General features: G+C 67.6%; 17 protein-coding genes. 3 read left to right on the top strand and 14 right to left on the bottom strand.

Annotated features, from left to right (window positions below):
* Window positions 1–123: 123 nt before the first annotated feature.
* A complete protein-coding gene (locus ACIG5A_RS03950; protein ID WP_397237425.1) occupies window positions 124–1,335 on the top strand; it encodes a lipase family protein in 1,212 nt (403 codons plus the stop codon).
* A 208-nt stretch (window positions 1,336–1,543) separates the two neighbouring features.
* Window positions 1,544–2,788, top strand: a complete 1,245-nt coding sequence (locus ACIG5A_RS03945) for a hypothetical protein (RefSeq protein WP_397237423.1) — start codon at window positions 1,544–1,546, stop codon at window positions 2,786–2,788.
* A gap of 18 nt (window positions 2,789–2,806) precedes the next feature.
* Here ACIG5A_RS03945 and ACIG5A_RS03940 read toward each other — a convergent pair whose 3' ends face one another.
* The 7 genes from ACIG5A_RS03940 to ACIG5A_RS03910 all read right to left on the bottom strand — a co-directional run bounded on the left by ACIG5A_RS03940 (window position 2,807) and on the right by ACIG5A_RS03910 (window position 12,652).
* Window positions 2,807–3,856 (bottom strand): polyprenyl synthetase family protein, encoded by a 1,050-nt coding sequence (locus ACIG5A_RS03940; RefSeq protein WP_397237421.1) that lies wholly within the window; start codon window positions 3,854–3,856, stop codon window positions 2,807–2,809.
* On the bottom strand, window positions 3,853–4,875 hold the full coding sequence (locus ACIG5A_RS03935) for a hypothetical protein (RefSeq protein WP_397237419.1): 1,023 nt from the start codon (window positions 4,873–4,875) through the stop codon (window positions 3,853–3,855). Before ACIG5A_RS03935 ends, ACIG5A_RS03940 begins: the two co-directional genes overlap by 4 nt.
* Entirely contained in the window at window positions 4,872–6,236 is a 1,365-nt protein-coding gene (locus ACIG5A_RS03930) for a cytochrome P450 (RefSeq protein ID WP_397237417.1), read from the bottom strand. Before ACIG5A_RS03930 ends, ACIG5A_RS03935 begins: the two co-directional genes overlap by 4 nt.
* A gap of 19 nt (window positions 6,237–6,255) precedes the next feature.
* A complete protein-coding gene (locus tag ACIG5A_RS03925) occupies window positions 6,256–7,605 on the bottom strand; it encodes a cytochrome P450 (protein ID WP_397237415.1) in 1,350 nt (449 codons plus the stop codon).
* Window positions 7,606–7,864: 259 nt separating this feature from the next.
* Window positions 7,865–9,262, bottom strand: a complete 1,398-nt coding sequence (locus ACIG5A_RS03920; RefSeq protein WP_397237413.1) for a pyridoxal phosphate-dependent decarboxylase family protein — start codon at window positions 9,260–9,262, stop codon at window positions 7,865–7,867.
* Window positions 9,263–9,298: 36 nt separating this feature from the next.
* Window positions 9,299–11,296, bottom strand: coding sequence for an asparagine synthase (glutamine-hydrolyzing) (gene asnB, locus ACIG5A_RS03915; RefSeq protein ID WP_397237411.1), 1,998 nt, complete (start codon window positions 11,294–11,296; stop codon window positions 9,299–9,301).
* Window positions 11,297–11,341: 45 nt separating this feature from the next.
* On the bottom strand, window positions 11,342–12,652 hold the full coding sequence (locus ACIG5A_RS03910; RefSeq protein WP_397237409.1) for a glutamine synthetase family protein: 1,311 nt from the start codon (window positions 12,650–12,652) through the stop codon (window positions 11,342–11,344).
* A 404-nt stretch (window positions 12,653–13,056) separates the two neighbouring features.
* Here ACIG5A_RS03910 and ACIG5A_RS03905 point away from each other — a divergent pair, with 404 nt between their 5' ends.
* Window positions 13,057–14,457 (top strand): cytochrome P450, encoded by a 1,401-nt coding sequence (locus ACIG5A_RS03905; RefSeq protein ID WP_397238797.1) that lies wholly within the window; start codon window positions 13,057–13,059, stop codon window positions 14,455–14,457.
* Here ACIG5A_RS03905 and ACIG5A_RS03900 read toward each other — a convergent pair.
* From ACIG5A_RS03900 to mvk, 7 genes are read right to left on the bottom strand one after another with little or no spacing between them, the layout of a single operon-like run.
* The gene (locus ACIG5A_RS03900; protein WP_397237407.1) at window positions 14,427–15,923 is read right to left on the bottom strand and encodes a flavin-containing monooxygenase; all 1,497 of its coding nucleotides are present in this window, start codon (window positions 15,921–15,923) and stop codon (window positions 14,427–14,429) included. The two genes, ACIG5A_RS03905 and ACIG5A_RS03900, sit on opposite strands and share 31 nt — an antisense overlap.
* A 6-nt stretch (window positions 15,924–15,929) precedes the next feature.
* The gene (locus tag ACIG5A_RS03895; protein ID WP_397237405.1) at window positions 15,930–17,438 is read right to left on the bottom strand and encodes a flavin-containing monooxygenase; all 1,509 of its coding nucleotides are present in this window, start codon (window positions 17,436–17,438) and stop codon (window positions 15,930–15,932) included.
* Window positions 17,439–17,445: 7 nt separating this feature from the next.
* On the bottom strand, window positions 17,446–18,618 hold the full coding sequence (locus ACIG5A_RS03890; protein ID WP_397237403.1) for a hydroxymethylglutaryl-CoA synthase: 1,173 nt from the start codon (window positions 18,616–18,618) through the stop codon (window positions 17,446–17,448).
* On the bottom strand, window positions 18,615–19,673 hold the full coding sequence (locus ACIG5A_RS03885; RefSeq protein WP_397237401.1) for a hydroxymethylglutaryl-CoA reductase: 1,059 nt from the start codon (window positions 19,671–19,673) through the stop codon (window positions 18,615–18,617). Before ACIG5A_RS03885 ends, ACIG5A_RS03890 begins: the two co-directional genes overlap by 4 nt.
* Window positions 19,670–20,767 (bottom strand): phosphomevalonate kinase, encoded by a 1,098-nt coding sequence (locus ACIG5A_RS03880; protein WP_397237399.1) that lies wholly within the window; start codon window positions 20,765–20,767, stop codon window positions 19,670–19,672. The genes ACIG5A_RS03885 and ACIG5A_RS03880 overlap by 4 nt, the downstream gene beginning before the upstream one ends.
* Window positions 20,764–21,801 carry a diphosphomevalonate decarboxylase gene (gene mvaD, locus ACIG5A_RS03875; RefSeq protein WP_397237397.1) on the bottom strand — a complete coding sequence of 346 codons (1,038 nt, stop codon included), beginning with the start codon at window positions 21,799–21,801 and terminating at the stop codon, window positions 20,764–20,766. The genes ACIG5A_RS03880 and mvaD overlap by 4 nt, the downstream gene beginning before the upstream one ends.
* A gap of 44 nt (window positions 21,802–21,845) precedes the next feature.
* Complete coding sequence (gene mvk, locus ACIG5A_RS03870) at window positions 21,846–22,820, bottom strand: mevalonate kinase (RefSeq protein WP_397237395.1); 975 nt, start codon at window positions 22,818–22,820, stop codon at window positions 21,846–21,848.
* Window positions 22,821–22,875 lie beyond the last annotated feature (55 nt).

Raw genomic sequence — 22,875 nt, 5'->3', positions numbered from 1 at the left:
CGCCTGCCTTCCCGCATCTTTCGCCGAATCCGGACCTGCCGCACGCGACGGTGAGCTTGGATGTCCAGCGATGAACGTGGACGAAAGACGAGCACAATGCTCCTGACCAGGCAGGAAAGTGGTGTGATCAGAAGGTTTTTCGGCAAGGCGATCGTTGCGGTGGGGGTCGCCTGCTGCGTGGCTGGTGCGGAACTGACTGCGGCACAGGCGGTTCCCGCGCCGACCGCCGACCCCTTCTACGCGGCCCCGGCCGACTTCGGCGCGAATCCCAACGGCGCGATACTGAAGTCGCGCGAGATCACGCTCGGCGGTGTGGCGCTACCGGTCAAAGCGTGGCAGGTGCAATACAAGTCGGTCGACGCGCGCAACAGCCCGACGACCGGAGTGGCGACCATTCTGGTGCCCGCGACACCGTGGACCGGTCCCGGCGCACGCCCCCTGGTTTCCTATCAGCTCGCCATCGACAGCATCGGCAGCCAATGCTCCCCGGCGTATTCGATCCGGGCCGGGCTGGAGGCGGGCATCAACAACTCCAATGCCGAGGCACCGGCCACCGTCACCGTGCTGCAACGGAACTGGGCCGTCGTGGTGCCCGACTACCAGGGCCCGCACGAGCGCTTCCTCGACGGCCCGCAGTCGGCGCACGGCGTGCTCGACGCCGTCCGCGCCGCGCGCGCCTTCGCACCGAGCGGGCTCACCCCGGACTCGCCGCTCGGCGCCATCGGCTATTCGGCGGGCGCCTTCGCCACCGCATGGGCGATGGAGCAGCAGCCGAGCTACGCACCCGAGCTCCGGTTCGCCGGATTCGCCGCCGGTGGCGTGCCCACCGAGCCACGCGAAATGATCCGAGCCGTCGACGGCGACGTCTCGTTCGGCCTGGCACTGCTCGTCCTGGCCGCGATCAATCACAGCCATCCCGAGGTGGACGTGCCCGCGCTGCTCAACGACCGCGGCAAATCGGTGATGGCCGATTTCGCGTCCGCCTGCGGCACCGATTTCCAGAGTTTCGCGTTCCAGCGAATGAACCAGTTCACCGCCGAGCCGGATATCGCGGGCAGTCCCCGGCTCGCCGGCGTGCTGGACGGAATGCGTTTGGGCCGAGCGGCTCCCACGACCCCCGCGTTCGTGTGGCATTCGACGGGCGATAACGTGCTCCCGATCGGCGGTACCGACCGCCTGGTCGATACGTGGTGCGCGGCAGGAACTTCGGTCACCTATACCCGCACCGCGATCCCGACCCACCTCGGCGCCGCCGCCGATCTGCCCGCCGCGGTCGACTACCTCGGCGATCGGTTCGCGGGGAAAGCGCCCGCGCCCGGCTGTTCGCGCCCCTGAAGCGACTGTCAATTCCATTGACCCCTAATTGGACTGGTACCCCATCGCCGGGTGCCAGTCCAATTACGCTGTCCTGCATTCGGTTCCACTGTCCACCGGAAAGCAGTAGAGTGAATGGCGAATTCCAGTGATGATCACGGAATATCGTTGAAGTGGGCCTCTCATGATCGTGCGTTCGACGCGTCCGTTTCCTCTCGACCCCACGACGATGCGCTTGCCGGAAAACGCAACTCGGCCGTCGCCGGTGGATGTGCTGCTGTATCGGCATGCCGGGCTGACGGCGGGCGCGATACTGCACCTCCGCGGGACGCCGCCGAAACTGGATGATCTTCGCTCCCATGTCGCCGGGCGGCTCGATGCCGTGCTCGCACTATCGGTGGACATGGAAGGGCAAGGCCTGAGTTCGCGGTGGGTTCGGCGGCAGCCGCGCCTGGCCGACCATATTCACGAGCGGCAGTCGACCGCCGAGGACGGCGCACACGCGGTGGCGCGGGAGCTGACCCGCGCCCCCTTCCCCGCCGACGGCCTGCGCTGGGACCTCACCGTCGTGCACGGCTACGCGCCGGGCAGCTACGCGATCATATTCCGGACCGACCACGGACTTCAGGACGGCGGCGCACTGGCGTACACCGTCGAGACGCTCTTCAGCGAGCAACCCGTCGAGCGGGCACAGTCCTCCGGTGTGGTTCGGGCACTGCACAATCCGCCCTCGCCGACCCTGCGGCAGACCGCGTCCGCCGCCGCGCTGCTGACCAGGACCGCGGCGAAGACCGGCCTGTGGCCGCACCCCGAATACGGCTACTCCGAGCGGCAGTCGCTGCAGTGGGCCGCCGTGCCGACGCAAGCCCTGCGCGACGTGGCGCGCGGGCACGGCGGCACCACGAACGACGCCTACATCGCCTCTGTCGCACGCACCGTCAACCAGTGGGTGGCGAGGCACGCCACCCACGCCCCCGGCGCCGTGCTGCCGTTGAACATGGCGGTCAACTTCCGCAGGCCCATCGATGCCGCGATACCGGGCAATATGTCGCTCGCCGCCCGCCTCGTGCTGCCCGGCCACGCCGCGCCACGGCCCGATTTTCTCGCGACGACCGTCCGTGCGACCGCGACGCTCAAGTCGCCCCCGCATCGCGAGGCGCTGCGCAGGCTGATGCATCGCGTGCCGCGACGGTTGATGAACTTGTCGATCGAGCCGGCGCTGGCCCCGGATCGAGGGACCATCTTCTGCTCGCACGTCACCTTCCACCACCCCATGCATTTCCGCGGCGACCCGGTCGAGACCATCGAACCGCTGGTCCTGCTGCCACTCGGCGCGCCGGCCGCGGCCGTGCTCTACACCTATCGGGAGCGCTCGTCGGCGCTGTTCGTCACCGACGCCGCGCTGCGGGAGATGGACACGCTGCACCACACCTGGCAGGACGAGGCGCAGCGCGTCGACGACCCCGGTCACTGACCGAATCCGCCCCGCCGCCTACATATTTCGCCCGGTGATCAGATCCGCGATCGCGGTCAGCGCGCACACCCCCTCGGCGGTCATGGTCGTCCCGGTCAGGCAGTCGAGCGCGGCCGACCGCTGCCGCCGCGCCTCCTCCTGCGCCCAGCGGCGGCCACCGGCCTCCTCGATCAGGCCCGCCGCCTCGCGGATCTCGCTGTCGCCCAACGGTTCCACCCTGCGGTAGAGCGCCGCCAGCCGGTGCCCCGCCGCGCTGCCGCCCGCCATCGCGGCCGCCACCGGCAGTGACTTCTTGCGCCGCCGCAGATCCGCGCCGACCGGCTTGCCGGTCGCCGAGGTGTCGCCCCAGATGCCGAGCAGATCGTCGACCAGCTGGAAGGCGATCCCGATGCGGTGGCCGAACTCGCGCAGCCGGGCCACCTGCTGGTCGTCCACCCCCGCCGCCAGCGCGCCGAGCGCACAGCACGCCGCGAGCAGCGCGGCGGTCTTCCCGGCCGCCATCCGCAGGCATTCGTCCAAGCCGACCTCGGCGCGCAGTTCGAAGGCCAGGTCCGCACCCTGCCCCGCGACCAGCCCGAGCAGAGCGTCGCACAACTCCCGCAGTGCGGCACGGCACAGCCGCGGCGTGCGCTCCGCGATGACGTCCATGGCGAGGACGAGCAGCGCATCACCCGTCAGCACGGCCTGAGTGTCGCCGAAGACGGCCCACACCGTATGCCTGCCACGGCGCAGCACATCGCCGTCCATCAGATCGTCGTGCACCAGGGAGAAGTTGTGCACGAGCTCCACCGCGGCGGCGGGCGCCACGGCCAGCTCGGGCGGCGCGCCCAGCGCCTGCGCGGACGCGAGGACCAGGGCCGAGCGCATCCCCTTGCCCCAGTCGCCGTTGTCCGGACGGCCCGCCTCGTCCAACCAGCCGAAGTGATACGCGGCCACCGAGCGCACCGGCTCGGCAAGCCGGTCGACGGCCCTGCGCAACTCCGGCTCGGTCAGCGCGCGTGCGCGTTCGAGGATCTGCCATGCCTCGGTGGAGCGGCTCGCGGTGCCCACCGATTCCGCGGCGGTCAAGGCTCGACCGCCATCAGTGCCGGCTCCAGGTACGTCTCGGGGCGCACCCCGACCGAATCCGCCTCGTAGCGCCTGCTTCTGCTCGACCAGTCGAGGTTGCCGCGCATCCAGGTACGCATCCCCGCGGCGTAGGGAATGAGCACGTCCGCATGCTCCGGAAATTCGGCGAGGAGTTCGCATTCCCTGGTCAGGTACAGCTTCGTCTCCGCCGAGATAGCCTCGCAGACGCATTCGAGCGCCGCGGCCGTGTCGAGTGCCCGGTGATGCTCCACGACGAGCACGAGGTTGTGCACCTCGCCCAGTGAGCGCTCCTTTTCCAGCGAATACACGTCGTTGGTCCAGCACACGACGTTGCACGCCGCGTCCAGCGCGGACCTGAATTCCGCACTGTCGTACACCGTTTCGGGGACATCGAGGTGTTCGACGAGGTCGATGTAGTCCATGCAGACGTAGATCGCGCCGGTGTGGCGGCGCTTCTCGATGTAGGTCGGCTCGTCCGGCACGATGCCCTCGATCCGGTTGCGGGCCTCCCAGGTTGCCGCCGTGGTGAGGCAGTCGTCAAGGTGCCGGATGTAGCGGCGGCGCCAGGCGGGTGTGGCGTCAGCGGCCGAACGCAGCCACAGGTCGGCGAGCGAGGACACGGCGGTGGGCGCGTCCGGGTCGGTCACCGCGGCCGCCCCGAAATCCGGGCTCTCCAGTACCGCACGCATCCGCGCCACCACGGCGCCCGCGTGCTCGGCGCTGCGCCCCACCGCGCCGTCGTCGAGCTGGTCGTCGACGAGGAACAGCCAGGCGAACCAGTCCGACATCAGGTCGAGGTGCACGGCGTCTGCGGCGGGGTAGACCACCGAGGTGAACCAGCCGAAATCCGCCTTCTCGAAGCGCCGCCGCGCGGCCTCGCGGTGCACGAGGCCGATCCGGCGGGTCCACTCGACGAGGTGTGCGCGCGTCTGCTCGACATACGGATTGATCTGGTAGGGAAAGGGATTGAAGATCTCCGGCACCGGTATCTCGTTCATCTCCGATGTCCCAATCGCAGATGCACCCCGCCCTTGGGATGCAGGGTGATCAGTGCCTCCGGGCGCACCTCCGGCGCGCCAGGAGGCTGGAACAACCGGTGCCCCCGCGCCACCGTGGCGAGCACCAGCGTCAGTTCGGCCAGCGCGAAATGCTTGCCGATGCAGATGCGGTGCCCGCTGCCGAAGGGGATGTAGGCGTGCTTGGGGCGCTTCGCGACTTCCTCGGGGGTGAACCGGTCGGGATCGAAACGCTCCGGATCCTCCCAGAATTCGGGATGCCGATGCAGGAAGTAGCTGTTGAGAAGGACATTCGTGCCGACGGGCATCCGGTAGCCGTCGATCTCGTCCGCTACGGTGGCCCGGCGCATGAATTGGTATGCCGGAGAATAGATCCGCAGCGTCTCCTCGACGATCTGGCGCGCGTAGGTGAGCTTCGGCAGATCGTCGAAGGTGGGCACTCGATCGCCGAGTACCTGGTCGACCTCGGCGTGCAGGCGCTTCTCGATATCGGGATGCCTGGCCAGCAGGTAGAAGGTCCACGACAGGGTGTTGGTGGTGGTCTCGTAGGCGCCGACGCAGATATTGAGGACCTCGTGGTGCAGCTGCTCCAGGTCCATCCCCTTGCCGTCCTCCTCGTCCACGGTGTGCAGGAGCAGGGTGAGCAGATCAGTCTCCTCGCCCACGGCGACGTCGTCGCGCAGGCGTTTCTCGATGAAGCCGGAGACGAAGGCGTCCATGTCGCCGATGGCGCGATACAGCCGCCGATGGCTGGGCGTCGGCACGCTCAGCGGCGGGAACGGAAAGCGGAAGAACGCGCCGAGAATTCCGTTGGCCACCTGGAAGGCCCGCTCGAAGGACTGCGCCGACTCGCCGACGTCCGCGCTGAACAGCGACCTGTTGACGATGCGCAGTGCCAGCTGCCCGATCTCGTCGGTGATATCGAGCAGTGCGCCGGGATCGGCGCGCCGCTCCCAGCGGTCGAGCATCTGCACCGTTTCGCCGGTCATGTTGCGGGCGAACGCACTGACCGTGCGCGGCGTGAAATGCGGTGCCATCATGCGTCGTTGGCGCCGCCACAGCGCCATGTCGGCGTTGGCGATCAGCCCCTTGCGCAGTACGGGCCGCACCACACGGAACAGGGCCGCGTCCTTGTCGTACTGCTCACCCTTATCGATCAGGATGTGCCGGATGTAGTCCGGATGATTGACCAGCACCATCGGAATGCCGAGCGGCCGGAAACGGAAGATGTCCCCGTGCCGCGCGATGCCCTTGTCCAGGAACGTGATCTGGTCACGTTTGAAGGCGAGCGTGCCGCCGATGCCGTCGCGCCGAGTGACCGTGGGAATTTCTTTGAGGGACATGCGAGACCTCTTTCGAGCTTCAGCGGCGTCGCAGCCGCAGCTGGATGCCGCCCTTGGGGTGCAGCGTCAGCAGCGGCTCGAAGCCGACGGGCGGCAGGCCGGCGGGCCGGGTGACGTGGAAGGTCTGGGCGAGCATGGTCGTGATGACGTGCAGCTCGGCCAGGGCGAAGTGTTTGCCGATGCAGTGGCGCGGCCCGCTGAGGAACGGCAGGTACACGTTGCGCGGGCGCTTGGCGATCTCCGCCGCGCTGAACCGTTCCGGATCGAACCGCAGCGGATCGGGCCAGAAGTCGGGGTGCCGGTGGAAGGTGAACAGGTTCAGATAAATGTTGGTGCCCTTGGGAATTCGATAGTCACCGATGACGTCGGCGGCGGCGGCGCGGCGCATGGTCTGCCAGCCGGGGGTGAAAAGCCGCAACGTCTCGTCGATCACCATGCGCGTGTACGGCAGGTTCGCCAGATCCGCGAAGGCGGGCACCCGCCCGTCGAGGACGCCGTCGACCTCGTCGTGCACCCGCTGCTGCATCTCGGGGCGCTCGGCGAGCTGGTAGAAGATCCAGGCGATGGAATTGCTCGTCGTCTCGTACCCGCCGATGATCATGGACAGGATCTCGTTGGCCAGCTGGGCGTGGGTGAGCGCGGCGCCGGTCTCGGCGTCGCGCGCGTGCAGCAGCAGCGTGAACAGATCGGTCTGGTCGCTGTCCTGTTTCAGCCGCGCGGCGATGAGATATTCGATGAAGGCGTCCATCTCGGCGAGCAGGACGCGAAGCCTGTTGCGCGAGGGCGACTTCCACGACAGCGGCGGGAACGGGAAGCGGAAGAAGTTGCCGATGATGGCGTTCACCTCGAGGAAGTCCCGCTCGAACTTGCGCCCGCGATCGTCCGCGTCGAGGCCGAACAGCACGCGCAGCACGATGCGCAGCGCCAGGCCCGCGACGTCGCTGGTGACCTCGACGACGGTGCCGTCGCGGGCGTTGGTCTCCCACTGGCGCAGCAGGACACCGGTCAGCTCACTGATGCCCTCGGTGAACTTGGCGACGTTCGAGTGGCTGAAGGTCGGCTGCATGATCCTGCGGTGCAGCCGCCACTCCTCGCCGCCTTTGTTGGCGAGCAGTCCTTCGCGCAGCACCGTGCGCGTCGCGCGGTAGAGGAAGTTGTCCTTGTTGTAGTTCTGGTGGTTGTCGACCAGGACGCGCTGCACGTAGTCGGGATGGTTGACCATCACCGCGGGCAGCCCACCGAGGCGCATCTGGAATATGTCGCCGTGATCGCGCACGGAACGGACGATGAAATCGATTTGATCGCGCCGCATTTCCTTCAGGCCGACCAGATTCTCCCGCGCGCTCAGCCGCGGTATCGGAGCTGTCATTACGCCTCCGCACAAAAGTACGTACCCATGGGGGAATTCGCGATGCACTCGGCGGAAACCCCAATGGTGCACATGACAATGCACAGTAAGGCCTGTAACCACAGCTGATCAGCTGCACTCCAGCCCTCCGTCGGATTCTTGGCCGCAGTACGGTCCAATTCCCAGAGAGTGCGCTGCGAAATTCTTCCTGACACCCAGAGCTTATACGCTGAGGCCTGACTTCACCACCCTATATGCAGCCAATTTACGGGAATATTACCTACATTTCGGCCACCTCGACGATCACGTCGAGCAGCTCGCGCAGTGTGTCCCGATCGGTGTTCGGCGACATGAGCGAGGCACGCAGGTAGGGGCTGCCGCCCAATTGGAATGAGGAGAGGAAGAAGCGGCCGTCCTGAATCAGCCGGGAGCGCAGCTCGAGCTGGCGGTCCGCCCACGGTTCGTAGCGGAAGCAGAGGATATTGCTCTGCGGCGCATAGGGCGCGGTGAAATCGGGCCGCTCCTGGATCAGCTCCCACAGGTGAGCGGCAAGATCGTATTGGCGTTCGACATAGGCGCGCATAGCGGCCTCGCCACGGTAGGCCAGCGTCAGCAGGATCTTGAGACCCAGTGGCGCCTTGGAGGTTTCGAAGGTGAACTGGCCGGGGTCCACGTCCTCGTTCTCCGGCCGGTACAGATAGCTCGCGTCCTGTTTGAACAGGGTGTCGAGATAATGCCGCTCGCGGAACAGCACGCCGGTGCACAGCGCCGAGGCACGCAGCATCTTGTGGCCGTCCCACACGGTGGAATCCGCGCGCTCGATCCCGGCGAGCAGGCCGCGCAACCGTGGCGAGAGCAGTGCGGACGCACCGTGCGCGCCGTCGAGATGGAACCACAGGTCGTCCGCGGCGCAGAAATCCGCGACCTCGGCCATCGGGTCGTACAGGCCCGTGCCGGTCGCACAACCGTTGGCCACCACGGCGATCGGGCGCTTGCCCGCGGCACGCACCTCGGCCAGAGTCGGCGCCAGCTCGGCCGGATCGATCCGGCCCAGTGCGTCGGTGGGCAACGGGTGCACGCCGCGCTCCCCCAGACCCATCACCGCCGCCGCCTTGCGCACCGAGTAGTGGCTCGTAGCCGGGGCGAGCACGACGAGGTCGTGCGCGTTCCCGTCGCGCCACGCGGTGGCGTCGGCGTGCGAGCGGGCGGCGAGCAGCGCGGTCAAGTTGCCGAGCGTGCCGCCGTTCGTCATTGCGCCGGTGCCGGTTTCGCCCCAGCCGACATGGTCGAGCATCCAGTGGCACACCGCGCGGTCGACGGCCGCCGCGGCCGGTGCCAGCTCGTACACCAGCGGAATGTTGTTGGTCACCGCCTGCAGTAGATCGGCGACCACACCGGGCGTATCGGAGGGCGCGATCTGATGGGCCATGTACCCCGGGTGGTGATGGCTGGCCGAGATATCGCTGTAGGTGGTGACGAACGACAGCAGCTCGGGCAGCGTCATCCCGCCCTCCTCGACCCAGCGCCGCAGCTCCAGCCGCTTGGCGACCGCATCGATATCGGCCGAGGAGACCACCTCGCCTGCCCCGGTCCGTACGGTGGCGATATGGGCGGCAAGGGTTTCCAGGACCGCTGTCCCGACCTCACCTACATCGTCGACAAGGTCGACCTGGCGCATGGTGGTTCCTCTCTCCAGATCTTCGGCGAACATCGATCAGCCCGCGGCCGCGCCGACCGGGTCGTGGTCGCCGTCGATGCTGCGCATCATGATTCGGTCGATATCGACCTCGGGCACCCGGAAACCGTTGACCAGGAACTCGTCCATCAGCAGCAGGCTGAGCAGATGCACATAGGAATGGTTGTAGGGGTATGGCACCCTTCCCGCTTCCGTCGCCGTCACCCGCTCGACGAGCCGGTCCACCGCGGCGGGCGACAGGAAGCCGACCCGGCGAACGGCGGAGGGGCGCAACACATCCGACACCCAGTCGTCGCCATCCGGCGCCAGCGCTTCGGCGCCGGGCACGCGCATGCCGAACTTGGGCCGGTCGACGATCTCGCGCGGCAGGCGGTCGGCGTACGCCTCGCGCAGAATGTGCTTCTCCCGCGTGCCGCGCAACTTCCATTCGATCGGCAGCGCCGCGGCGTATTCGACGATGTGCCGATCCATGAACGGATAGCGGCCCTCCACCCCGAATCCCGTTCCGGCGCGGTCGCCCAGGCAGGTCATCCCGTAGCCGATCAGGAAGGTGTGCATATCGATCAGCATCGAGCGATCGATGGCGGAGCGCCGATCGAAATCGGGGAAGTCCGCGCGCAATCGGCGCAGCAGCACGGCATGGTCGTCGTCCCTGCCACCCGCCGCGTCGATGAGCTCGTCGACCGGTTCGGTGTCGAAGCGGCGCAGATGGGCGCCGAGCGCGAAGTCGAGATCCGGCCGGTCAGTGTAGAACTGGAGAATCCGGTCGGCCGCCGACGGATCGGTGTGGCGGGTATCGATCAGCGTCGGCGCCAACTCGTCGACCGCACCGGCGAAAGAGCCACGGGCCAAACACCGTTCGATGATCGCCGCCTCTTTGGCGATGTCGTACCCGGCCAGCAGCTCGTCCGAACCCTCACCGCCGAGGATGACCCGCACGCCGGACAAGCCGACGTGCTCGGCGAGTACGCCGTAGGCCACCGGCGCGGTGAAGTGCACCGGCTGTTCGCACTGACGAACTACATGCGGGAACCGCTCGCGGATCTGCTTGCGCGACACCGGTATCCGCGTGTGGTTGCTGCCGAGCCGATCCACCATGGCCTGCTGGAACGGCGACTCGTCCACCGGACTGTCCTCGACATCGAGGGAGAAGGTGGTGAGCGGCTCGCCGAGCAGCTCACTCATCTCGGTGGCGACGACCGCCGAATCGATGCCACCGCTGATATAGGTGCCCAACGGATAGTCGGTGCGCAGGCGCAGCCTGATCGACTCACGGATCACCTCACGCAGCCCGGTCTTGGCCTCCTCGAAAGACTTCGGGACCGGACCCGCGGACTGCCTGGCGATGCCGTGGTAGTACTTCGACAGCTCTGCGCGACCGTCGCGCACCACCAGGATGTGCCCCGGCGGGATGGATTCGATACCGGTGAAACAGGTCTCGCCAGGCACCGGGCTCCAATAACGCATCGCGCGGCGTACCTTCTCCGGCGCGAGTTCCCGAGTCACCTGGGGAAAGGCGAACAGCCCCTTGATCTCCGAGGAGAAGAAGAACGTCCCGTCGCGCTCGGTGTACAACATCGGCCGCTCGCCGAAGCGATCGCGGCCGAGGATCAGCACCTTCTCCCACTTGTCGTAGAACACGAAGCCGTACTGCCCGTTCATCCGCGACAGCGCGTCGAGGCCCCAGTGGGCGAGTGACTGCAGCAGCACCTCGGTATCGGAGTTCGTCGTGAAGCGAATCCCCTTGCCCTCCAGCTCACTACGCAGCTCGAGGTAGTTGAACACCTCGCCGTTGAATCCGGCGATGTATCGATGATCCGGCGTCACCATGGGCTGCTGGCCGAGCCTCGGGTCGATGACCGAGAGCCGGACGGTGCCCAGGGTGAATGCGTCGCTGTCGTAGAGTCCTACCTCGTCGGGGCCGCGATGGGCGATCGCGCGGATACCGCGCCGCACCAGCTCGAGCCGTTGATCCTTACGTGCACCACTGCCGATGAATCCGACCACTCCGCACACGAATATCTCTCCTATCCCTGCCGATCGACCTTCGGATTGCCGTGACTACACCGAATCCAGGTATCGGCTCCGCTCCCATTCGGTGACTTCCCGCTGACTCGCCGCGGCCTCGCTCGACGCCACGCGGCACAGGTTCTCGACCGTCTCCTTACCCAACGCCCGCGCGGCGAACTCGCTCGCGCCGAACAACGCCGCCGCCTGCCAGATATTCGTCGGCAGCGCCGGATACTCCGCCGCGATATAGGCGTCGCCCGCGGGCGGACCGGGCGTCAGATTCTCGCTGATACCCGCCGCACCGGCCATCAATTGGGTGGCGGCGAGCAGATACGGATTGGCGTCGGCCGCGGCGATCCGGCTCTCCACCCTGGTGCCGTCCGCGTCGCGGACCAGGACGCGGACCGCGGTACATCTGTTGTCCACGCCCCAGGACAGATTGGTCGGTGCGAACGAATGATCCGCGACCCGCTTATAGCCGTTGGGCGTCGGCACGGCCACCAGCTGCACGTCGGCCGCATGCTTGAGCAGCCCGGCCACATAATTGCGCCCGATGCCGCTCAGCCCGCCCTGGATCGCGTCCCAGAAGGCGTTGTCGCCTTCTTTGCGCCACATGCTCTGATGAATATGCAGGCCGCTGCCGGAAAGCTCGCCGAACGGCTTGGCCATGAAGGTCGCCCGGAATCCGTGCCGCTGCGCCAGCTGCTTGACCGCATAGCGGAAAAAGAGCAGTCCATCGGCGGCGGTGAGCGGATCCGACGGGGTGAGGTTGATCTCGACCTGCCCCGGCGCGTATTCCGCGCCGCAGGCCTCGACCTCCACCTCGGCGCGCAGCAGCATCGCGCAGATCTCGTCGAGATAGGGTTCCAGATAGGAATTGTCGTGCAGACTGTAGACCGGATTCCGGTCATTGTGCGAAAGCAGCGACTCCGCGTCCAGCGCGTAGAACTCGGTCTCCATCGCGATATACGGCGACAAGCCGAGCTGTTCGAGCTCGGCGACCGCCCGGCGCAGCACACCGCGCGGTGAAATCGACACCGGACTTCCCGATCCGTCGACGACATCACAGAAGACCAGCGCGGTGTTCGGCTTCCACGGCACCAGCCGCACCGTCCCGATATCGGGGCGGAGGAAGATATCCGGATAGCCGTTGGACCAGCTGTAATCGGCGGTCTCGATGACCTCCATCCGGTAGTCCCAGGCCAGCACCGCGGACGACATGCCGACCGCACCCGATAAACCATTGGCCAGAAACGATTGCACCGGAATTCTTTTTCCACGTATTGCGCCCGCCATATCCGGAGTGGCAAGCTCGACCGTGGTTATCGAATGCTCTTTCAGGAATTGCTCGATTGCTTCCATCGCCATCCTCTCTCGGCGGCCCGGCCCGGTGCGGTCGCCGATGCGCACACGGACCAGTGTGTCAGAAGTGCAACGAATCCGACATGGCCGATACGCCGAACATGGCAGAATCAATTTTCAGAGTAGTTTCAGACAAATTTCAGACAACATTCAGAACATTTTCAGATCGCTCGGTAGTCGCGGTGCGCGGATGTATCCGATCGGCGAATCCGAGACGATCACCGGAACGCGCGGTTACGCTCGATCGGATACGTCGACGCCGCAGGTCGGCAGTGGCCATGGCCGCGGCGCACGCACCACGGGACAGCTAGGAAACGATCGTGACCGAAAATACCACCCTCGCCGACACCGTAATCCAACCGAGGCAAGCGCCGGGCCCAACCGGTCGGGATTCTCTCCGCGTGATGTCCGGCATTCGCCGCGATCCCTGTCGCGCATTTCAGGATCTCGTCGATAAATATGGCGATATCGTCCGCATCGACATTTCGGGACAAACATTTTTCGTCGTCAATGATCCCGAAATGGTGGAACAGGTATTCGTGGCGCGGCAGCACAATTACGGCAAGACGCTCAATGCCAAGGTGGCGGCCATGGCGCTCGGCAACGGACTGCTCACCAACGACGGCGAATCCTGGACCAGGCAGCGCAGGACCATCCAGCCGCTGTTCGCCCGGCGCCAGCTGGACCGGTTCGCCGAGAACATGATCACCGCGGCGCGGCGCAGGCTCACCCGCTGGGACGCCAGGCCCGATGGCGCACGGTCGGAGATCTCCGCCGAGATCAACGCGTTGACGCTGGACGTCACCGGCCAGGCGCTGTTCGGCTGCGACCTGTCCGACGACGCCGCGCACGTGCACGAGGCGCTCGTCGAAATCCTGCGCTGCGTCGGCAAGGCCATGACCTCGCTGCTGACCTGGCTGCCCACCCGCATTCCCGGCGTCTCCCCCGACCTCGCCCTGCGCATGCAGGCCCCGCGCTGGCGCAGGCTGGACGCGGCGGTCGCGGTGCTCGATGATGTTGTCGCCCGGCTGATCCGGGAACGCCAGCAGCATCCCCAGCCCGACAAGCACGACCTGCTCGGGTTGCTCCTCGACGCGCGCGACGAGGCGGGCGCCGCGGCGATGAGCCCGCGTCAGGTCCGCGACGAGCTGGTCACCTTCCTGCTCGTCGGGCACGACACCACGGCGTATTCCCTGGCGTGGACATTGCTGCTGCTGTCCCAGCACCCCGAGGCACGCGAGAAGCTGGTGGCCGAGATCGACGCCGTGCTCGGCGACCGGCAACCCACACCGGCCGATCTCGACGAGTTGCCGTGGACCACGGCCGTTATCGAGGAGTCGATGCGGCTGTATCCGCCGTCGTGGCTGATCGAACGTCAGGCCGTGGCCGACGATGTGCTCGGCGGCTACGCCGTACCGGCCGGGTCGACGGTGTACGTCGCGTCGTATCTGCTGCACCACGACCAGAAGTCGTGGCCGAATCCGGAGGGCTTCGATCCACGCCGGTTCCTGCCCGAGCACCGGCAATTCGTCTTCCCCGCCGCCGATGGCGCGAGTCCGGTTGCGCGCCCGCGTTATTCATACCTCCCGTTCGGCGCGGGCCAGCGCCAGTGCATCGGCCTCGGCTTCGCCCGCATCCAGGCCAAGCTCATCCTCGCCATGCTCACCCAGCGCTACACCTTCGATCTGGCGCCCGGCGCCCGCATCGTGCCCGAGTACACCCTGACCCTGCGCCCGCAGAGCGGCGTGCCGATGATCATGCGGCGCCGCGGAGCTCAGGCGGCCTCGCGTGGCGTGGTGTCGTAGGCATCCACGTCGAACGTCTTCAGCATGCGCCGGAAGCGGAAGCTGAAGTCGGGCCACAGCGCGACATTCGTGCCGCGCTTGTCCAGGAACCAGCTGGTGCAGCCGCCGGTCAGCCAGACGCTGCCGACGAACTTCTCCTGGAGTTCCCGGTTGTAGGCGAGCTGCGCGTCCGCGCGGACCTCGACCGTGCGCAGGCCGCGTTTCGCCATCGTGGCGACCGCGTCGGCCACGTAGTTGATCTGGGATTCGATGGTGTAGATCGCCGAGGTGTAGCTCAATGCGGAGTTGGCGCCGAGCATCACGAACGCGTTCGGGAAGCCCGCGACGGTCGAACCCTTGTAGACCTGAAGGCCTTCGGCGTCGAACACCTCCGACAGCGTGCGCCCGTCCTTGCCGCTGTACAGATCGAAGGTCGGCGAGTCGGCGATACGGAAGCCGGTGGCCAGGACGATGGCGTCGACCTCGCGTTCGGTGCCGTCGGCGGCGACGATCGACCTCTCCCGGATCTCCTCGATACCGTCGGTGATCAACTCGACATTGTCGCGGGTCAGCGCCGGGTAGTAGTCGTTGGAGATCAGCATGCGCTTGCAGCCCAGGCGATAGTCCGGTGTCACCTGCTTCCGCAGCGCCGGATCGCGGATCTCCAGCCACATCTTCACCCGCGCGATGAACTCGAACAGCGCGACCGCGGGTGTGTATTTCGACTGCGCGATGACGAAAAGCTCACGGTTGGCGTAGATCAGCGCGCGCACCAGCCGCTGCAGGCCCGGAATATGTTTGAACGCGAGCCGTTCCAGCAGGGTGTACGCGTGGGTCACCCGCGGTAGCACCCACGGCGCGGTGCGCTGATATACCTGTACCTGAGCCACTTCCGGCGCGATGGCAGGCACGATTTGAATGCCCGAGGCGCCGGTGCCGATCACCGCGACCCGCTTGCCCGTCAGATCGGCGTCGTGATCCCAGCGCGCGGAGTGGAAGATCTCCCCCTGATAGGCGTGAATCCCCTTGATATCGGGCAGCTTCGGCTGACTCAGCGGCCCGGCGGCCGAGATCGCGATATCGGCGGTGAAGCGCCCCCGGCTGGTCTCGACCTCCCAGTGGGCGGCCTCGGCATCCCAGCGCGCGCCGGTCACCTCGCAGCCGAAGACGAACTTATCCCGCACCCCGTACCGTTCGGCCACGTCCCGGATATAGCGCTGGATCTGCGGCTGCGTCGAGAACGACCGCGTCCATTCGGGATTCAGCGCGAACGAATACGAGTAGAGCTGCGACGGCACATCGCACGCCGCACCAGGGTACGTATTGTCGCGCCAGGTGCCACCGACGTCGTCGCCCTGCTCGAGCACGAGAAAGTCGGTGTCCCCCTGCTGCTTCAGCCGGATCGCCAGCCCGAGCCCGGCGAATCCGCCACCGGTGATCAGCACGTGTACATGACGTAGCACAGCGTCATTCCCCCTGTCGCTCATGATCTCTCACGCCGCGCGCGTCGTGGTGTCGTAGGCCTCGAGGTCGAAGGTGCGCAGCCGCCGCCGGAACAGGAAGCTGAAATCGGGCCACAGCGTCGCGTTGTCGCCGTTCTTGTCGAGGAACCAGCTGGTGCAGCCGCCGGTGAGCCAGACGCTGCCCGCCATCTTCTTCGCCAGTGCGGTGTTGTAGTCGGCCTGGACGTCCTTGCGCACCTCGAACGTGCGCAGGTTCTTCTTCGCCATGGTCGCCACCGCGTCGGCGATGTAGTTGATCTGGGATTCGATGATGTAGATCAGCGAGGTGTAGTTCAGCCCGGAGTTGGGGCCGAGTATCACGAACGCGTTCGGGAAGTTCGCGACGACCGTGCCCTTGTACGCGCTGATGCCCTCGGCGTCGAACATCTCCGACAGCGTGCGCCCGTCCCTGCCCCGGAATATCTCCCACGTCGGCGAGTTGGTGACGCGGAAGCCGGTGCACAGCACGATGGCGTCGACCTCACGTTCGGTCCCGTCCGCCGACACGATCGACCGCCCGCGGATCTCCTTGATGCCGTCGGTGACCAGATCGACGTCGTCGCGGCCGAGCGCCGGGTAGTAGTCGTTCGAGATCAGCATGCGCTTGCAGCCGAGGCGGTAGTCGGGTGTCACCTTCTTGCGCAGCGCGGGATCGCGGATCTCCAGGAACATCTTCACCCGCGCGATGAACTCGAAAAGCGCCGCCGCCCGTGGGTATTTGGACTGCGCGATGACGAAAAGCTCACGGTTGGCGTAGATCAGCCCGCGCAGCAGTCGCTGCAACCCGGGAATGTGCTTGAAGGCGAAGCGCTCGACCCCCAGGTACGGCCGGCTCAGATGCGGCAGCACCCACGGCGCGCTGCGCTGGTACACGTCGACGTGCTCGGCCTCGGGCGCGATGGACGGCACGATCTGGATCGCCGAGGCGCCGGTGCCGATGACGGCGACCCGCTTACCCGTCAGATCGCTGTCGTGATCCCAGCGCGCGGAATGGAAGATCTTCCCCTCGAAGGTGTTGATTCCCTTGATATCCGGCAGGCTCGGCTCGCAGAGCACCCCCACCGCGGAGACCACCACGTCGGCGGTGAACCGGCCCTGGTTGGTGTCGACCTCCCAGACGCCCTCGACATCGTTCCAGCCGCCGCCGGTCATCTCGCAGTCGAAGATGTGCCGGTCGCGCACCTGATACTTCTCGGCGATGCCGCGGATATACTGCTGGATCTCCGCCTGCGGCGAAAACGACCGCGACCATTCGGGATTCAGCGCGAACGAGTACGAGTACAGGTGCGACGGCACGTCGCAGGCCGCACCGGGATAGGTGTTGTCGCGCCAGGTGCCGCCGACGTCGCTGCCGCGTTCGAGCACCAGGAAATCGGTGCAGCCCTGCTGGTGCAGGCGCACGGCCGTGCCGAGTCCGGCCAGGCCGCTGCCGACGATGAGGACGTGGGTGTGGCGCGGAGCCGTCTCGCTGGCAGGCGTGTTGGTTTCTTGCTGGCTCATGGCGTCCTCATCGGGATTCGTAGATGCGCTTGTGGCCGGAGATCGCGGCCAGCCGGAACGGCCGGGCGGTCTCCTCGACGGTGGCGTGATACATGCCGTCGGCGGGAGATTCGGCTTCGTGCAGTGCGCGGTAGCGGTCGTAGCCGAGGGTGGCGCGGGTACCGATCGCCTGCCGGTTGGCATCGGTTCGCAGGTGCTCGCGGTAGCCGGGTTGCACTGTGCCGCTGAAGAATTCGGCAACGCTGCCGGATCCGTAGCTGATCAGCGCGAGCGGCCGATCGGTGAGGTCGTCGGCGTGGTCGAGCAGCGAGGCCAGACCGAGGTAGAGCGAGGCGGTGTAGCTGTTGCCGACCGTGCGGTTGTAGTGGGTGGTGTGGTGGATCGCGGCGGCGATCTCCGCGGTATCCGCGGTGTGGCCTTGGCTTTCCAGCAGATGGCGATGCGCCTTGTATGCCATCTTGGTGAAGGGCTGGTGGTAGCAGAACGCGGCGAACTCCCCGAGATCGCGACCGCCGCGGCGCCGGTAATCGGTCCATGCCTCCTCGGTCGCCTTCTGGTAGGCGTTCACCGAGGTCTTGCCGTCCACCACCGCCGCGGTGCGGTAGTTCGGGCGCCAGAAGTCCATGATGTCGGCGCTGTAGAGCCCGGAGTACGGATCCAGTCGCAGGATGGCCGGATTCGCGCTGACCAGCATCGCGACCGCCGCCGCGCCCTGGGTCGGCTCGCCGGGGCTGTCGAGTTCGTACTTGGCGATATCGGTCGCGATGACCAGCACGCGCTGGGTCGGGTCGAGCGCGATGAGCCCGGCCGCGAACTGCAGCCCGGCCGTACCGCTGTAGCAGGCCTGCTTGAGTTCGACCACGCGCGCGGTGTTGGGCAGGCCGATCAGCGGATGCAGGTACAGCCCAGCGGCTTTGGACTGATCGACGCCGCTCTCGGTGGCCAGCAGCACGGTGCGGATGTTGTCGACGCCGTGCCGGTCCAGGATGGGCTGGGCGGCGGCCGCGGCGATGGTGACGATGTCCTCGTCGGCGGCCGCGACGCTCATCTTCTCCTGGCCGATCCCGATATAGAACTTGTCCGGGTCGACGCCGAGACGACCGGCGAGCACCGCGTGGTCGAGGGCGTAATGCGTGGTGGCGAAGGAAAGATCGTGTATGCCGATCGGCAGTGTGGTCATTGCTGTACTCCGTTGCTGGTGGTTGGCCGCTCGAATTGGGTATGGGCGCGCATCAATTCGCCGCGATTGGTCTGTGCCGCCATCAGCGACAGCTCGCCGCACAGCACGGTGGCCGCGGCGAGAACAGCGAGCCTGCGGGCGTTCTCGCCCGGCTCGCGCGCTTCGCGGCAGCCGAGGCGGGTGAGGTTCTCCTCGACGAAGTCCTGGTGTTTGCCGTTGCCGACCGTGCCGACGATGAGATTGGGCAGTGTGCACGAGAAGTAGAGGTCGCCGTCGCGGTCCTCGGCATGGGTGATGCCCTGCGAGCCTTCGACGATGTTCGCGGCATCCTGCCCGGTGGCGAGGTAGAAGGCCAGCAGCATGTTGGCGTAATGCGCGTTGGCGGAACGAATTCCGCCCGCCAGCAACGTGCCGATCAGGTTCTTGCGTATGTTCAGCTCGACCACGTCCCGCGCGGTGGTGTGCAGCCTGGCTGCCACCAGGTCGCGCGGGATGAGCAGTTCGGTGATGACGTTCTTGCCGCGGCCGAGTATCCCGTTGACCGCGGTCGCCTTCTTGTCCGTGCAGTAGTTGCCGGAGATCGACACGTAGCGCAGCCCGGGCAGTGTCGCGAGGATATGGTCCATCAGGTGGTCCGCGGCGAGCGTGGCCATGTTGTGGCCGGACGCGTCGCCGGTGCTGAATTCGAAACGCAGGAACAGCAGATTCCCGGTGATCTGGTGGTGCAGGTCGATGAGCCTGCCGTAGCGGCTGCTGCCCGCGGCGACCTCCTGTAGTTGGGTGAATTGCTCTTTGAGCCTTCCGACCGTGGTGTACGCGGTGTGCGCGTCGTCGGCCTCGAGCAGGATCGAGCGGGTCATCCGATCGTCGACGAGGGTGGCCACGATCCCGTGTTCGGTCAGCGTCGACATCCGCGCGCCGCGCCGGACCGAGGGCCACAGTGGCGATTCGTAGGTGGCCAAGGGCACTTCGACGAGGTCGTCGACGGTATTGCCGGTGACGCGCAGAGGACCGACCCACTGCAGCGGGACAGCCGCATACGACGTGTCGTTCAAGGGTGGCTCCTTCTTTCCGGTTCGAATGGATGGATACGCAACGGCAGCGGCCGGATACCCGCGCCGACCCAGCGGTCGGTGAGTTCGGCGATGGCCGTATCGCGGGTGCGATCGATGAGCGCGATACCGCAGTCGCCGCCGCCGGCGCCCGACGGTTTGGCGGCGGCACCGACCGCGTCGCCCGCCGCGCACAGCGCGAGCAGGCCCGGTGTCATGATGCCCAAACCGGCCGCCGCGTCGAGGTCGGTGAGAAGTGTTCGGGCGCAGTGTATCTCGGCGCCGATTCCGGCCGAGTCGTCGGCGTCGAACGCGCTGACGAGCCGCCGCACGCAGTCGTCGCTGTGCGCGAGGAACGCGGTGTGCTCGCCGATCCTGCCGCGCCTGTCCCGCAGTCCCGCCACCAGTTCCGGTGTCGACGCGGGCTTTCCGGTCCAGCCGACCCGCATCGCGAGCCCGGTCGGCGCGGGCAGCGACCGCACCGACAGCCCGGGCCACGACGCCGACAGCGCGGCGTCGATCCCCTCGGCGGCCGCGAGCTCGGCGACCAGGCGCCGGTCGGGTGACGCATAGGCGATCCAGCCGCCCCAGGTGCTTGCCGCCACGTCGCCGCCGGAGGCGCGCGGGTTGACCGAGACGGTGGCGAGCATCGCCAGCCGGTACCGGTCCATCAGGCCGAGCTCCAGCCCGTAGAACGTCGCCAGCGCCGCGACGGCCGCGACGGTGACGGCCGCGCTGGCGCCGAGGCCGAACTTCCTGCCGTCGGCGTCGGCGAGCTCGCTGCCGATGCTCAGTCGATGGGGCCGGTGCGCGATACCGCGCTCGGCGAGCAGCCGGTCGACGGTCACGGCGGCCGCGAAGAGATAGTCGAAGGCCGCGGGCACGCCCGCACCCGACGGGATCAGCCGGTCGCCGGAGCGCCGGCACGAAAGCGTCACGCCGCCTTCGAGATCCGCGTGCAGCGTCGTCTCGGCCGCCGCGGTCACCGTCGCGGTCACGTAGCGGTCGACCGCCGCGAGCACCGCGTGATGCCCCGGCTCGACCACGGCGTATTCGCCCGCGATGAACAGCTTTCCCGGAGCACGGCAGGTGATCATCGTTCGCGGCCCGTCACCAGCGCCGCGCCCGGCCCGAGATGGGCCACCGTCGGCGCGACGAAGTCACCGAGCTCGACGAGCGCCGCCGCCACCCGCTGCGCGTCGGCGCGTGCGCACAGCACGGTGACGTTCGGCCCGGCGTCGATGGTCGCGTAGGCGGCGACACCCTCGGCGCGCAGGGCGAGCACCCGATCGAGTACCGCGATCGACTGCGGCGACAGGTACCGGATCGCCGGCCTGGCCGCCAGCATGCTGGCATGCATGCCGAGCGCGTTGCGCTCGGCGATCTCGCCGACCGCCGGAAGATCGTTGCGCGCGATGGCTTTGCGCATCTCGTCGAGGTCGGCCGCGGACGAGTCGGCCCACGGCCGATACAGCGGTGAGGTGGCGCAGGTCCGTCTCATGGCCTCCCGGCTCGACACCGCCTTCGCGCCGTGGTCGACGACGGCGACGACCAGGGCGGGGTCGAGCGCGTCGCCCTCGATCGCTTCCGCGTAGGAGCTCAGATCACCCGCCTCGCCGTCGCCCTCCCCCGCATGCCACACCGCGAATCCGCCGAAGATGGACCGGCTGGCCGAGCCGGAGCCGCGCCGGGCCAGTCGCGACAGCGTGCGTGCGTCCGCGTCGAGCCCGTAGACGGCCGCCGCCGCGGTGGCCAGTGCGGCGAAACCGCTTGCCGAGGACGCGAGTCCGGCGCCGGTCGGTCCGGCGTTGGTGGAGTCGACCAGCGCGTGCTCCGCGCGACCCGCCCGCGCACGGATCATGTCGAGGAATCGCACCACCCTGGTGTGCGCCTGCCCGATCGCGGTGTGGCCGTTGAGAACGACGGTATCGGCCGAGCCCTCGATCAAGCGCACCGTCGTGGTGGTCGGGTAGATATCGAGGGTCATCGACAGACTGCCCGTGACGGGCAGGAACATCGCCTCGTCGCGTTTGCCCCAGTACTTCACCAGGGCGATGTTCGGATGCGCGACGGCCACCGCCGCGCGCTCGGCGATCGGGTCGACTGCTGTCGCTGCGGCTGTGGATGTCATTGCGGTGTACAGGGTTCCGTTCTCGGATCGGCTGGCGGACGGTGTCATGACGGCATGCCATGGGTCGGGACGATCCAGGTCTGCACCGCACCCGCGCGCCGCAGCGCGGCGCTCACCCTGGCCGCGGCACTGCCCGGTTCGGTGAGGGCGAGCACGCAGCCGCCGCGGCCGGCGCCGGTGAGTTTCGCGCCGTACGCCCCGGCGTGCAGCGCCGCCGTGACGAGTGCGTCGATCTCGGGCGTGCTGACGCCGAGTTCCCGCAGCAGATCCTGGAATTCGAGCAGTGTGCGGCCGAGCGGTGCGGCGAGCCCGGCCGCCAGGTCCGCCGCGGCGGACTCGATCAGCTCCTCGGCATGGTGCAGAATCCGCTGAGCGCCTTGGGGATCGCGAGCCAGCTGCTCGCGCACGGCGGCCACCGCCGGCTGGGTTGCGCTGGCCGCGCCGGTATCGGCGATCACCAGCGCGGCGTCGAGCCCGACGGCCAGCGGGCGAGCGGTGCCCGCGTGGAACCAGATCGGCCCGGTCGCCAGCGCGGTGCTCGCGTCGACACCGCTGGCCCTGCCGTGCGCGAATTGCTCACCGCACTGCACCAATTCGTACAGCGCCGCGGTGCCGACGGTCCTGTCGTAGAGATCGGCGACCGCGCGCACCGCGGCGCCCGCACAGGCGGCGCTGGAACCGAGGCCGCGGGCGGGCGGCAGGTCGCAGTCCAGCACCACCTCGACCCTCTCGCGGATCTCCCACCGCCGCAACGCTTCTTCGACCGCGACCCGCGGACCGGACGACGGATCGTCCGGTACACGATCGGCGCCGGCCACGAACCGGAACTGCCTGCCCGCCTGCGGAACTCCGGTCGACGCTCCCGAACCGCCCGGTTGGGCGACCGCGTGCACCGCGAGCGTCGGCAGGGGAAACGCGATGGCGGGAGTGCCGTGGACAACGGTGTGCTCGCCGAGCAGGATCGCCTTGCCGTGTGCGCGACCGGTACCGCAGACGACACCGGCACGATGGCTGTTCACGTCGATTCATCTCCAAGCTCGAACCGGGCCGCCCCGCGCGTGAGCACGGGTAGGG

The organism is Nocardia sp. NPDC052566, from assembly GCF_044547285.1.
GTDB lineage: Bacteria > Actinomycetota > Actinomycetes > Mycobacteriales > Mycobacteriaceae > Nocardia.
The sequence above is the reverse complement of the archived record's forward strand: the minus strand, read 5'-3'. Positions and strand labels throughout refer to the sequence as shown.